Source organism: Bacteroides sp. MSK.20.82, assembly GCF_019052485.1.
Taxonomy (GTDB): Bacteria; Bacteroidota; Bacteroidia; order Bacteroidales; family Bacteroidaceae; genus Bacteroides; species Bacteroides thetaiotaomicron.
Map to the genome: position 1 here is coordinate 28,102 of NZ_JAHQUN010000025.1, position 13,435 is coordinate 41,536.

Below are 13,435 nucleotides of genomic sequence, written 5' to 3' on the forward strand. Positions count from 1 at the left end.
GTATCCCCGGTAGTATATCCAAGAATTACTCTTGTGTACGACCGGGGATACGTATTTATCATAAATTATAAATGGCGTTCCGGATACATTTCCTTCCACCATTCCGGTTGATCCTGTAGCCAACGGGCAAACCATGCCATGATGGAGTTATGCCATTTGATTCGCTTGTCATAATCGGAGATGAAATGGTTTTCTCCGTCTACGGTCACGAACTCTACAGTCTTGCCAAGTATCTTCAATGCGTTGAAAAGCTGGATACTTTCACCGATAGGCACATTGGTATCTACCGTACCGTGTAGCAGCAGTAACGGAGTGTTTATCTTGTCGGCGTTGAACAGGGAGCCTTGTTTGGTGAACAAGTCCGGGTCCTTCCACGGGTAACTGTCGGCTGCGGCGATGGCATTGTAGGAATAACCCCAGTAACCTTCACCCCAGTAGCTGGTCACGTCACTGATTCCGGCGTGCGATACGGCAGCGGCGAAAATATCCGTCTGCGTCTGTAAATACTGCGTCATGAATCCGCCATAAGAAGCACCGAGACATCCGATTTTCTTTTCATCCACAAACGGATGCTCTTTGCAGAACTGCTTCGTGCCTTCGATGATGTCATCTGCTGTACGTTTGCCCCACGCATTGACGTGGCGGGCGGAGAATTCCTGTCCGAAGCCAATCGTTCCGCTAGGCTGGATGACGTAGACCACATAGTCACGTGAAGCGAATAATTGTGCGCAATACGGATTACTGATTCCGCGGGTAGTCGGAGTCGTACCGCCATAGTAATATACAATCATCGGATATTTCTTGTTCGGATCAAAATTCGGAGGCAGGCACATCTTGCCAGTGATGACAGTTCCGTCGGAAGCGGTAAAGTTCCACGGCTCTGTTTTGCCTAATTCTATTTTCTCCAGAATCGGTTTCATCGGGTCGGCAAGCAGGCTGGAAGTCTTTTTCTTCATGTCATAGAGATAGGCCACTCCGGCGTTGTAGTCCGATTGACCGATGTAAGCTGCGATGCCCGGATTGTATTCGGACAAAGCGAAAGCGCTGGTAACATCCGTTTCGAGGTTCAGCTTCTCAAATTTTCCGTCCTTCGGAGAATAACGATAGATGTTTTTGCAATCGCCATCGTCCGTATTGAAATAGATGCACCCATCGCCATGATTCCATTGCAGAGGGCTGACTGTCGGATGAAAGTCTTTGGTAATCGGTTGTATCTTGCGGGTACTCAGATCCATAATAAAGGCCTGAGTATCGAAATCATTGGCAATAGGGTGATTGCCACAATTCTTTCCGATGCCGCCGAACGCTTCGGGGCTGCCGGTCAGCAATAGCTGCTTGCCGTCAGGAGAGTAGCCCGCACCTCCGATAAAGCGGTCTTCATAGAAAAGAGTATCCACTTTCAACGTTTCCAAATCTACTTGGTAAAGTGAGGACAGAGAGAACGGACGTTGAGTGATGTTTTCTTTGGATGTACTGTATAACATGTATTTTCCGTCCGGAGAAATATCTTGCAGATATGTGCTGTGGTTGCCATAGGTCAGGCGCTCGGAGACACCGTCGGCCAGGTTGTATTTCGCAAGGAAACTCCGTCCGCGGGAATTGGGAATACGGTCTGCAGGACTTACGATGCGGCGGAGAGGACCATCTTCTTTGACTCCTTCTTCGCGGGGATAGTAAATCAGAAAATCTTCGTTGGGCGACCATCTGAAACTCTGTTCGGGAATACTTTGCAAAATCGTTTCTTCGCGGAGTGTGGCAGGATCGAGGGTGATTACGTCATTTCCTGTCAGGGCAGTTACCGTGTAGTATAACTTGTCACTTTTAGGCATCCAGCTCATGCCGTCTCTGAGATTGGTCAGGAGTACTTTTCCGCTCTTTAGTTCCGTCAGTTCGCAATAAGTGCGTGAGCGTTTGGCGGCGTGGTTATCCCAATAACGGGTCAGCAGATACTTTCCGCTGGGAGAGATGGAAACAGAGATGGCACGGTTGCCATAAACTGTATTGTCGAGAGAAAAACGCTTCTTTGCTTCCGGATCTAGATTGCAGGCGATATCCTTGAATTTCTCGTCTTTGATCAGTTCGCATTTCAGCGTTGGAGCCGCTTTGTCGTCGGAAGCAGAAAGCAGTTTGATGATTATCTCGTAATCCCGCTCCGGTTCAAGGCTGAGAGCGATGTCACGTGATGAGCCGGAGGTGATGCTGTCTTCTGCCGCATCTTTTACTTGCTTGGAGGCTCCGTCAATGAAGACTTCCCAGCGGACGGGGGAGGTGATTTTCAACTTCCCTTTCAGGAAACGTTCTGCACGAATCTGAGTCTTAACCAGATAAAGTTTATTGTCTTTATCTGCTTTCTCGAAGCTGAGATACCCCGCTGTGTCCGCAGTGAGCGACTGCATCGGTGCATCCGGCAAATGTAGTACGACCGGGGTCTGGAGTAACATCTTTTTGGTGTGTTTTTCTCCTTTAGGATTGATGCTGTCGTTCATAATGGGGGTACGAACGCTGATGGCATTCCGGACTTTGTACTGTGTCAGTCGGTCTTGTGCTTGCATAGTAACACCGGTTGCCAGAAAGATGGCCAAAGCCATAGTTCTCTTTTTCATTTGTTTATGTCTAAAGTTAATAAATATTTGATTGCGTGACTAATATAAGACAAATGCTTGAAGTCTGCAAGGTTCTGTTCTTTTTATTTTAATATTCTATTTGATTAAGTATCCCGTTGAGGAAAGCGATAGCTACTCCGTAATTTGTCATCGGCACATTTTGTAGCCTTGCTCTTTCGATGCGGTTCAGCACATATTTGCGGTTGAACATACAAGCGCCGCAATGGATAACCAAAGAATAAGGAGTGAGATCCTGCGGGAAATCAGTTCCCGCCACGATATCTATCGATAACTTTTCTCCAATCCGCTTTCTTAACAGATGCGGAAGTTTTACTCTCCCGATGTCTTCGGATAGAGGGGCGTGTGTGCAGGCTTCGGCTATCAGTACACGGGAAGATTCTGTCAGACTTCCGATGGCTGAGGCACTTTTCACATAGTACCGGATATCTCCTTTATAACCTGCAAAAAGGACGGAAAAAGAGGTCAGTCTGCTTTCTTCAGGCTTTTGCTCGTAGACTGTTTTAAAGACTTGTGAGTCTGTAATAATCAGTTTAGGAGGGCGGGAGAGGGCTTGCAGCGTTTCCCGTAACTTATCTGTGGTGCAGCTCATGATCAGACATTTCTTGTCGAGCAATTCCCGCATTGTCTGCACTTGTGGCAAAATAAGCCTCCCTTTGGGGGCTTGAATGTCTTGTGGCATGACCAGCAAGACAAGATCTCCTTCCGTTACCAGGTTGCCAGTAATACTTTGCTGATCGAAATCTTCCGGCAACTTTTCCAGAATGGCTTGTCGTATCAGTTCGATGCCTGTCTTCTCTTTGGCACTGACAGGAATCGGCTGGCTTCCAAAAGTCTCCTTTATCCGGATGGCAAGGGATGCGGTGTTCTTCCGTATATCTGCCTTGTTGATAAGCAGAATGGTCGGGATGTTTTTTGCCTTGAGTTGTTCCAGCCAATGAAGTTCTTCGGTAAAGTCCGGTTCTCCGGTTTCCTCTGCAGAGCTACCACCTGCGCAAAGCAGAAGGGCGATATCGGTTTTCTCTACGGCTTTCCATGTGCGTTCGATACGCCTGTTTCCTAACTCACCTTCATCGTCAAATCCCGGAGTATCAATGAACAGACAAGGACCGATACCGTGAATTTCCATTGCTTTCTGCACGGGGTCGGTCGTTGTTCCGGGAGTATCGGAAACAAGAGCGGTATCCTGTCCGGTCAGTGCATTGATCAGGGAGGATTTTCCGCTGTTACGCTTTCCGAAGAGGGCGATGTGGAGCCGGTTGGCATTGGGGGTGTGGACTAAATTCATAAATCAAGCAATTGTTGTAACGTTAATTATCCGCATGGAAACTTGGCAGGGGCACCTTGCCCCTTAAAATCTGAAATCTCTTTTTCCTTCCGCAATATCTTTTAAGTTCCGGATGGCTATTTCTCTGATTTTGGGATTCGGAATCCGGTCGGTCTCTTTGGCTATCAGCTTCATACCTTTGATTCGGGTGTCTTCCGATGCATAATCTTCGAGGTATTCTTTCAGAGTCATTAATGCATTGGGGCCGCAGCAGTTGGCTATCTGTCCCGATTTGACTAAGGACATAAATCGGTCCCCGGTGCGTCCTTCCCGATAGCAGGCGGTGCAGAAGCTGGGGATATATCCTGATTCGAGCAGCCAGTTGACCACTTCGTCCAATGTCCGGGTGTCGCTTACATCAAATTGTGCGGAGTTATCTTCCGGAAGTTCCGTTTCCGCATAGCCGCCTACGCTGGTGCGGGAGCCGCCGCTGATTTGTGAGATACCGAGTTCAAGCACTTTTTTGCGGGACTCCTGTGATTCACGTGTGGATATAATCATGCCGGTGTAAGGAACCGCTATCCGGATGACAGCTACAATCTTACTGAATATATCATCGGAAATCGCATTGGGAAAATCTCCCGCATTGATGTCGTCCGCCGAACAGATGCGCGGCACGCTGATAGTGTGCGGACCCACACCGAAACGGGCTTCCAGATGTTCTGCGTGCATCAATAATCCTACGAAGTCATAGCGATAGGTATTCAGTCCGAAGAGCACTCCCATTCCTACGTCGTCTATGCCGCCTTCCATGGCGCGGTCCATTGCTTCGGTATGATAAGCATAGTTACTTTTCGGTCCGGTGGGGTGGAGAGCTTCGTAGTTCTTTTTGTGATAAGTTTCCTGAAATAGGATATACGTGCCGATGCCGGCATCTTTCAACCGGCGATAGTTCTCGACGGTAGTGGCGGCGATATTTACGTTTACACGGCGGATAGCCCCATTCTTGTGTCTGATACTATAAATGGTCCGGATGGATTCCAGTATATACTCCAGTGAGTTGAGAGTCGGATGTTCGCCGGCTTCAAGTGCCAGACGTTTATGCCCCATATCCTGCAAAGCGATTACTTCCTTGCGTATTTCTTCCTGCGTCAGTTTCTTGCGGGCGATTGTTTTGTTTTTGGCATGATAAGGGCAATATACGCATCCGTTTACGCAATAGTTCGACAGGTAAAGCGGTGCGAACATAACGATACGGTTGCCGTAAAACTTCTGTTTGATTTCTTTGGCGAGATGGAAGATTCGTTCTATCAGGTCAGGTTGGTCACATTCCAGCAGGGTAGCTGCTTCGCGGTGCGTCAGTCCCTTGCAAAGAGCGGCTTTTTCGATCAGCTGTTCTATGAATGCGCGGTTATTTTTGTGATTCCGTGCATATTCAAGAGTTTCCAGAATCTCTTCATGATGAATGAATTCTTCTGCTTGGGGTGAATCTATTTTATACATTTCTTTATTGTTTGTAATCGCCTCTGGAGAAGGAGATTTGATAACCGATCTTTTCCAGCTGCTGTTGCAATATGTTGAGTCCCTCCACAGATTCCGCTCCGAGGGAGGCTTTGTTATTATACAGATTGTACTTTTTGCGTTCTTCCTGTGGCGACAAATTGGGCATGACTACATTGGCGCCTGCCAGTATTCCCCGTTCCCGTCCGTCGGGAGTGAGGGTAGCCAGTGCCGTAGTTGCCGGAATCAGCGCCGACGGATGCATCAGACGGAAGATGGATAATAAAAGGAGCGTCTGTTCCACGGTTCCGCTGGGAGACTGGGCAAAAGGCGTTTCACCATGAGGCAGGAAGGGGCCGATACCAATCATTTCGGGGCGAAGCTGTTCGATAAACAGAATATCCTGAATCAGGTGTTTTATAGTCTGTCCCGGACTGCCTACCATGATTCCGGTGCCTGTCTGATAGCCGATGTCCTTTAAATCCCGTAAGCATTGCAGACGATGCTCGCATGACATACCGGTAGGGTGCAGTTGTTGATAATGTTCTTTGTCATAAGTCTCGTGACGCAACAGATAGCGGTTGGCTCCTGCCTGAAAGAAACGCTCGTATGCTTCCCGCGACTTTTCGCCCAGTGACAGTGTAATGGCGCAATCAGGATAACTCCGGCGAATCGTTGAAACTATATCCTCTATCCGTTCATCTGTCAGTACGGGGTCTTCTCCCCCTTGCAGCACAAAAGTACGGAAGCCGAGGTCATACCCCTGCTTGCAACAATTCAGTATATTTTCTGTGGATAACCGATAACGTTCCAGATTCGGATTCCCTTTCCGGATACCGCAGTAGTAGCAGTTATTTCGACAACAGTTACTGACTTCAATCAGTCCGCGAATAAAAATCCGGTTTCCGAAATGACGGAGACTGACTTCTTGCGCCTGTTTATTGATATAGCGCAATGATTCTCCGTCACATTCGGTCAGCAGTTGCCGGAATTCTTCCGGTTGGAGTGTCCTTTCTTCTTGCAGTTTATCTATCCATTGTCTCATAGCTTTCTTTCCGCTTGAGCAGTTCTTGTGCTAATTGACGACGTCCTGAAACAATGTCGTTGTGCGTACTTGGTCCGGTGATACAGCCACCTTCGCAAGCCATCACTTCGATAAACTGTCCCGCTGCTTTTCCTGTTTTGGCACAGGCGCGCAGCAAGGCTATATTTTTTTTGTTGATATCCGACACTTGGATAGCATTGATCTTGTCCGCTTCTTCTTTCAGATATGCTTTTACGGCTCCCATCACACCACCGGCTTGTGCAAAACCATGTGCTTCACGGACGGAAGTATGCAGTATAGAGAAAGAATTCACCTGTTCCAGCTGAATGTCCATTCCATCCAAGATAGAACCTACTTCCTCGAATGTCAGGATATAGTCTACAGCATCGTCACGGCGTACCTCTTTTCGTTTGGCTACGCACGGACCGACAAATACAATCTTCGCATCCGGATGTTTCTTTTTGGCGATTCGTGCCGCATAATACATCGGTGATCCTGTGGTAGAAACGTACGGTTTCATTTCCGTCATGTGCTTTTCTACCAGTTCAATGTATGAAGGACAGCAGGAGGTAGTCATGAATTTCTGACCTTCTTCCAGTTTTTCCAGCAGTTCGTGTGCCTCGTTGCTGGTGGTCATCATGGCTCCTTCGGCTACTTCGATAATGTCGGTGAATCCTATTTCTTTAAAGGCACCGTATACCTGTTCGATAGAAGTCTTGAACTGTCCGAGGATAGACGGAGCGATGATAGCTACCAACTTTTCTCCTTTCTTGATGTGTTGCAGTACATCAAAGGTTTGTGAAATCTCAAAGATAGCACCGAACGGGCAGGCATTCATACATTTTCCACAGTAGATGCACTTGCTTTCGTCAATATGTTCCACGCCATGCTCATCTTTGCTGATAGCTTTCACCGGGCAGGATTCTTCGCAAGGAACGGGGATATATACAATCGCGTGATAAGGACAACTCTTATGGCAGATACCGCAACTGACGCAAGTATCATGATCAATCATTGCCTGACCGTTTTTCTTGAAACGTATTGCATCCTTAGGGCAATTCATATAGCAGCTGCGTGCCACACATCCCCGGCAAAGATTGGTGATTTCATAATTAATCTGTACGCAGGAAGAACAGGCTTCGTCAATGACACACATGATATTTTCCTTACTTGGCTCCGGGCGGTTCAGTGCCATCCGTGCATATTCGGAGAGAGGAGTTACTTCATCGTGTTCATCCGTCATATCCAGTCCCATCAGCGGGAAGGTCTTGTATCTCCATACAGCACGTTCTTTGTGTACGCAGCAACGCCCCAGCGGTTTTGATTTGCGCGGACTCAGCTCAATAGGGAGACGGTCAATTTTTTCTACTAACTGGTCGTTTTTCCAGAGTCTGACAAGGTCAGCCAGCAATTTATGCCGGACAATCATAATATTATTAGTAAAAGCCATATAGTAATTAAAAGGGTTGTTAGTGGGTGCAAAGATAGTAACTAGTTTGCGGATAAACTAATAATCGTTAAATTGAATGTAGCAGATTGTTACATTAATATTTCCGGAAGGATAAAACAGCCTGTATGCAGGAGACTATTTCCCTCCGGTTGGTTAAATAAATTCAATATTTAAGGTTTTTGAAACATTCTTGTCAATTTTTTGTAGCATTTCGGTGTTATCTTTGTAAAACATAAAATAAGAGAGGAGAAGAGATATGAGTAGCAGTATGTTGGAACAAAGAAGTCGTTTTGCGATGATCGGTGCATTGATGATCATCATCAGCCTGATGTTTTGGTATTATATGGGGAGTTCGCTGGTTAGTGCTACAAAGAAGTACCTCGAACAGGTCCAGACAATAGAGATCACTTGCGAGTAAAAAACAGATATTTGTTTGTATAGGGCAATAGTTATCCGGCTAAAATCATTACTTTTGCCGCAAGCAAACCAAATAATGATGGAAGAGAAAGAGAAGGCCTGGAAAACAGTAAGTAGCAAATATCTGTTTCGCCGCCCGTGGTTGACAGTTCGCTGCGAAGATATGCTATTACCTAATGGAAACCACATCCCTGAATATTATATTCTTGAATATCCCGATTGGGTAAACACGATAGCAATAACCAAAGACGGCAAATTTGTATTTGTCCGTCAGTATCGTCCTGGATTGGGACGTACCTCTTATGAACTCTGTGCCGGAGTTTGTGATAAAGAGGATGCTTCCCCATTAGTTTCCGCTCAGCGCGAACTGTGGGAGGAGACCGGATATGGAAAAGGAAACTGGCAGGAATACATGGTGATATCTGCCAATCCGAGTACGCATACCAACCTGACTCATTGCTTCCTAGCTACGAATGTCGAACCGATAGATCATCAACATCTGGAAGATACCGAAGATTTGTCTGTACATCTGCTGACTTTTGAAGAAGTGAAACAACTGCTGGAAAACAATGAGATCATGCAGTCACTCAACGCCGCCCCCTTATGGAAATATGTGGCTGAACATGCGGCAGACTTTGAACAGAAATCTGTCGAAAAGGTGGAATATGAAAAAACGGAAACCATCTCACACCGTATCAATGATTTGCTTTATTATCAGAACTCAATTTCACGGTCTTTGTCCCGTTTTCTGAAAGATGAAGAAGTCGAGACAGGAATTTATGAGATATTAAAAGATATTCTGGCTTTTTATCGGGCGGGACGTGCCTATATTTTCGAGACGGACGAAGAAAATCATTTTTATAACTGTACCTATGAAGTTGTAGCGGAAGGAGTAAAAGCGGAAATAAATAAATTGCAGGAAATTCCGGTAGACTTCATGCCGTGGTGGACATCACAGATATTGGGCAAGAAGCCTATTTTATTTGAAACATTAAAGCCGATGCCTGGAATGGGGCAGGGTGAATATGAGGTGTTGTCCCGTCAGGGAATTAAGGCTTTGATGGCGACTCCATTGGTAGTCAATGATCATGTCTACGGATTTATGGGAGTAGATTTGGTGGATGGTTCCGCTTCATGGTCGGACGAAGATTATCGCTGGCTGTCTTCTTTGGCCAATGTAATCAGTATTTGCCTTGAACTGCGCAGGGCGAAAGAGAAAGTAATCTTCGAACAAGCAGCTTTGGCACGCAGTGAAAGACTCTTCAAAAACATCTTTGCCAATATTCCTGCCGGGGTGGAGATTTACGATAAAGAGGGGAATCTGGTGGATTTGAACGAGAGGGATATGGATATTCTGGGAATTTCAGATAAGTCGGAGGTGATCGGACTCAATTTCTTTGAAAACCCGAATGTGGATGCCCAGATACTTGAGAGTATACGCAAGAGCAGTATTACGGATTTTCGTGCCCGTTATTCGTTCGAATGTGCCCGCCACACGGGGTATTATCGTCCATTGAAAGCCGGTGTCATCGAACTTTATACAAAAGTCCGCAAATTATATGATAATCATGGTAACCTTACCGGATATATCCTTATTAATATGGATAATACGGAGCGTATTGATGCCTTGAAGCCTATTTCTGATTTTGAGAATCTGTTTCTTCTTATATCTGATTATGCCAAGGTGGGATATGCCAAACTCAATCTGCTGAATCGTCAGGGCTATGCCATCAAGCAATGGTTCAAGAATATGGGAGAGGATGAGAATACACCTCTTTCCGATGTAGTCGGTGTTTACTCCAAAATGCATCCGGATGACCGTTCCCGTATGCTTGCTTTTTTTGAAGAAGCAAAGAAAGGGAAAGCAAAAGCCTTCAAAGGTGAGATGCGTATTTTGCGTCCCGGTACGAAGAATGAATGGAACTGGGTGCGTACCAATGTAGTGTTGAATCTCTATGAGCCGGAAAAAGGCCAAGTGGAATTGATTGGAGTCAACTACGATATCACTGCCTTGAAAGAAACGGAAGCCAAACTGATAGAGGCAAAAGAGAAAGCCGAAGAATCCGACCGGTTGAAGTCTGCTTTCCTTGCCAATATGAGTCATGAGATACGCACTCCGCTGAATGCCATAGTTGGTTTTTCCAGTCTGATGGTGGATACGGAGGACATGGAGGAAAGACGGCAGTACATGGATATTGTGGAAGAAAACAATGACCTGTTATTACAATTGATTTCAGATATTCTTGACTTATCGAAGATTGAGGCGGGAACGTTCGATTTCACCGAACGTGAAGTGGACGTAAATCTGCTTTGTGAAGATATTGTTCTCGCTATGAGAATGAAGGCCAGACCGAACGTGGAAATCCTTTTTGACCGCCATCTGCCGGAATGTCGCATCATGAGTGACCGCAATCGTTTACATCAGGTTATTTCCAACTTTGTAAACAATGCGCTTAAATTCACGGAAGAAGGAAATATACGGGTAGGCTATGATCAGCTTGATGAGGCTCATCTGCGTTTCTACATTGCCGATACAGGCATAGGTATTGAGCCGGAAATGCAGAACGAGATTTTTGAGCGTTTCGTCAAACTGAATTCCTTTGTACATGGCACAGGACTCGGGCTTTCCATTTGCCGCAGTATTGTGGAACAACTGGGTGGCGAGATTGGCGTAGATAGTGAACCAGAGAAAGGTTCTTGTTTCTGGTTTACCCTGCCGATAAAGTAAAGTTGTTCTTCCTTTGTGCGGTTAGTCCGTGCAGCTCTTTCTGATAAAGACTGTTTAGAGTGCCGGCATGGGGGCACTGACATTTTTTAAGATGTCGCTTTGAGCAAGATAGCTGCTATTATTGGCATAGATAAACATAACACTGCCATCTTTAATTGTATTAATGATGGGCTTGGCTAGTTTTGTCGGGAGGGCAGGACATCCCAGACTTCTCCCCAAACGTCCCGAGGCGGCTACTGTCGGATTGGCGTATGAAGCCCCGTGCACGACGATGGAACGTTCTTTAGCTTTGTCATTGATTCCTTTTTCGAGTCCGTTTAGGATGAGTGAGTAGCCGTTTCCGCCTTGGTAAGTGTTTTCAGTGAGATAAAATCCCAGTGAACTTTTATAAGAGCCGTTTTGGTTGGAAAAAGAAGTGGCATAGTTCCCTCCACTGTTTCGTCCGTGTGAGACTACTGATGAAAACAGCAGTTGTTTCTTCTCCATATCGAAGACAAAAAAACGTTTTTCGGTAGACGGCTTTGAGAAGTCAATCAGCGTCAGAATCGGTTTACTCTTCTCCTTGATGCGGTTGTAACCGGCGACAGCCTGACGGAATGCAATGAAATTGACAATTCCACCCAACTCCATTTCTTCAAAGAGCTGTTCGCCGGCAGCTAATTCGGACACAGGAGTCGGAGAGTCAGATGCAGGAACGGCCATTGTGTCGACTGAAACATGGCTGAATGGAATGAAAAGGAATGATAAAAATAATATAACTTTCTGAAGCATAGGGTTTAAGCTTGAAATAAAATCGCGGTAAAGATAGGGATTTTTATTCCAAAACAAAAATAATCGTCTCATTAACAGGTGCCCAGTCGAAAATAAATTTGGCATGGGAAGTTGCGTTCCGTACACACATATGTGATCGGGGAGTAGTTCCCAGTGACCAGCTATATTCTATCTGTGTCTTTCGGGGCTCATTGACAGGTACTCCGTGAATGTAGGCTCCGTCCGTGAAGCGGCTGGCGTAAGGCGCATAGCCTCCTGTTTCCTTCGAGCCGTCTTTCAGAAATATCATTTTCACCTTCTTTTCCTGCAGTACGAACATTCCTAAAGGAGTTTCCTGCGCATACGGCGGTCGGTGAAGTCCGGTAGTAGAAGGGTTCATACTGCGTACTACCCATTTCCCTTTTTCCGTGCGTTCCAGTGCGGTAATATTCTGATTATGGCGGTCAACGAAAATGGCTTTATTGAAAACCACCGTATCTCCGATCACTTTGACATACTTTCTAGGAATCATCCATTCGCCTTCTGTAAATATCGGTTCTGCTTTGACAAAGTTTTCTCCGTCCTCAATAAAACGCGTCAGTTCACCATCCTGCCCGTAGCGTTCGGGTGCTATCGTATCCGTCAGCAGATAAAGCGGGACAGACTGGTATCGCTCTACCCCAAGCGTGTCCGCTACCCGTCCGTAGGCATTTCTTTTGAAGTTTTTCACCAATGGAGCTTCACCGTTTCTGTTCTTGTAATTCTGGAGGATAGCCCATTGAGACGGCTGCAGTTGTATGTTTTCGAGCAGAGCAAGCTGTTCTTTTATTTTGTCCCATTGGAAACTGCGGGTCGTATCTTTATAAGGATATGTATCTTCCAGCGTGTATTTATCATACAGTAGTTCTTTGGTGATTTGAATTTCTTCCGGAGTAATCTTTTTGACGACAGGTTCTGCCACAGTTTCCGCAATCGTGTCCTGTGCCAGTGAATCAGCCTGTAAAGTCTCTTCAGAAGTTTTGTGTCCTGTATGCGAAGTGCAGGAATAGAGTACGCAAAAAGCGATGGATATGCCAAAACTTATTTTATTCATATAATCTATACAGTTTATCTTGGGGTTCATTTACGAATATACGTTATTATAAGGAATAATCCGCTTCTATTGTTTAAAAAGTGTGGAACAAATATGCTTTTTTGCCATTAATAACCTGTTGTCAGTCATTTTGTCAGTCAATTTCTGCCAAACAATCATTATTTTGCTTTGGCATACTTTTCGCAACTGATTTAGCGTCTTCTTCAAGAAGAGGACAAATCATGAATATAATGTATAACAAATAAAATCAAAAAAAAGAACTATGAACATTAAACCATTAGCAGACAGAGTGCTTATCCTCCCTGCACCTGCAGAAGAAAAAACAATTGGTGGTATCATTATTCCTGATACAGCAAAAGAAAAACCTTTGAAGGGTGAAGTTGTGGCAGTTGGTCACGGAACGAAAGACGAAGAAATGGTATTGAAAGTAGGCGATACAGTTCTTTATGGCAAGTATGCCGGAACCGAACTTGAAGTAGAAGGCACTAAATACCTTATCATGCGTCAGAGCGATGTTCTCGCTATCCTGGGTTAATTCAAAATTCTAAATTTATCATTTTAAAA

10 protein-coding genes are annotated in these 13,435 nt (G+C 45.5%); 3 read left to right on the plus strand and 7 right to left on the minus strand.

Features of this window, described 5'->3' with window-relative positions; translation table 11 throughout:
• Positions 1-65 precede the first annotated feature (65 nt).
• The 5 genes from KTR07_RS18200 to KTR07_RS18220 form a co-directional block, all read right to left on the minus strand.
• Positions 66-2,603 carry a S9 family peptidase gene (locus tag KTR07_RS18200; protein WP_032841442.1) on the minus strand — a complete coding sequence of 846 codons (2,538 nt, stop codon included), beginning with the start codon at positions 2,601-2,603 and terminating at the stop codon, positions 66-68.
• An 88-nt stretch (positions 2,604-2,691) separates the two neighbouring features.
• Positions 2,692-3,909 carry a [FeFe] hydrogenase H-cluster maturation GTPase HydF gene (gene hydF, locus KTR07_RS18205; protein ID WP_008767715.1) on the minus strand — a complete coding sequence of 406 codons (1,218 nt, stop codon included), beginning with the start codon at positions 3,907-3,909 and terminating at the stop codon, positions 2,692-2,694.
• A gap of 63 nt (positions 3,910-3,972) precedes the next feature.
• Positions 3,973-5,391 (minus strand): [FeFe] hydrogenase H-cluster radical SAM maturase HydG, encoded by a 1,419-nt coding sequence (hydG, locus tag KTR07_RS18210; protein ID WP_008767716.1) that lies wholly within the window; start codon positions 5,389-5,391, stop codon positions 3,973-3,975.
• 4 nt (positions 5,392-5,395) lie between these two features.
• Positions 5,396-6,433, minus strand: coding sequence for a [FeFe] hydrogenase H-cluster radical SAM maturase HydE (hydE, locus tag KTR07_RS18215; protein ID WP_008767717.1), 1,038 nt, complete (start codon positions 6,431-6,433; stop codon positions 5,396-5,398).
• Positions 6,414-7,883 carry a 4Fe-4S dicluster domain-containing protein gene (locus KTR07_RS18220; protein WP_008767718.1) on the minus strand — a complete coding sequence of 490 codons (1,470 nt, stop codon included), beginning with the start codon at positions 7,881-7,883 and terminating at the stop codon, positions 6,414-6,416. Before KTR07_RS18220 ends, hydE begins: the two co-directional genes overlap by 20 nt.
• A 268-nt stretch (positions 7,884-8,151) precedes the next feature.
• Here KTR07_RS18220 and KTR07_RS18225 point away from each other — a divergent pair, with 268 nt between their 5' ends.
• Together KTR07_RS18225 and KTR07_RS18230 are read left to right on the plus strand one after the other, a co-directional pair.
• The gene (locus KTR07_RS18225) at positions 8,152-8,301 is read left to right on the plus strand and encodes a hypothetical protein (RefSeq protein WP_162303121.1); all 150 of its coding nucleotides are present in this window, start codon (positions 8,152-8,154) and stop codon (positions 8,299-8,301) included.
• A gap of 75 nt (positions 8,302-8,376) precedes the next feature.
• Positions 8,377-11,028 carry an ATP-binding protein gene (locus KTR07_RS18230; RefSeq protein WP_225710292.1) on the plus strand — a complete coding sequence of 884 codons (2,652 nt, stop codon included), beginning with the start codon at positions 8,377-8,379 and terminating at the stop codon, positions 11,026-11,028.
• A gap of 54 nt (positions 11,029-11,082) precedes the next feature.
• Here KTR07_RS18230 and KTR07_RS18235 read toward each other — a convergent pair whose 3' ends face one another.
• Together KTR07_RS18235 and KTR07_RS18240 are read right to left on the minus strand one after the other, a co-directional pair.
• On the minus strand, positions 11,083-11,799 hold the full coding sequence (locus KTR07_RS18235) for a murein L,D-transpeptidase catalytic domain family protein (protein WP_008767720.1): 717 nt from the start codon (positions 11,797-11,799) through the stop codon (positions 11,083-11,085).
• A 43-nt stretch (positions 11,800-11,842) separates the two neighbouring features.
• The gene (locus KTR07_RS18240) at positions 11,843-12,871 is read right to left on the minus strand and encodes a L,D-transpeptidase (RefSeq protein WP_032841473.1); all 1,029 of its coding nucleotides are present in this window, start codon (positions 12,869-12,871) and stop codon (positions 11,843-11,845) included.
• A 262-nt stretch (positions 12,872-13,133) separates the two neighbouring features.
• On the opposite strand from KTR07_RS18240, the gene KTR07_RS18245 reads away from it, so the two are divergent.
• The gene (locus KTR07_RS18245) at positions 13,134-13,406 is read left to right on the plus strand and encodes a co-chaperone GroES (protein ID WP_010539043.1); all 273 of its coding nucleotides are present in this window, start codon (positions 13,134-13,136) and stop codon (positions 13,404-13,406) included.
• Positions 13,407-13,435 lie beyond the last annotated feature (29 nt).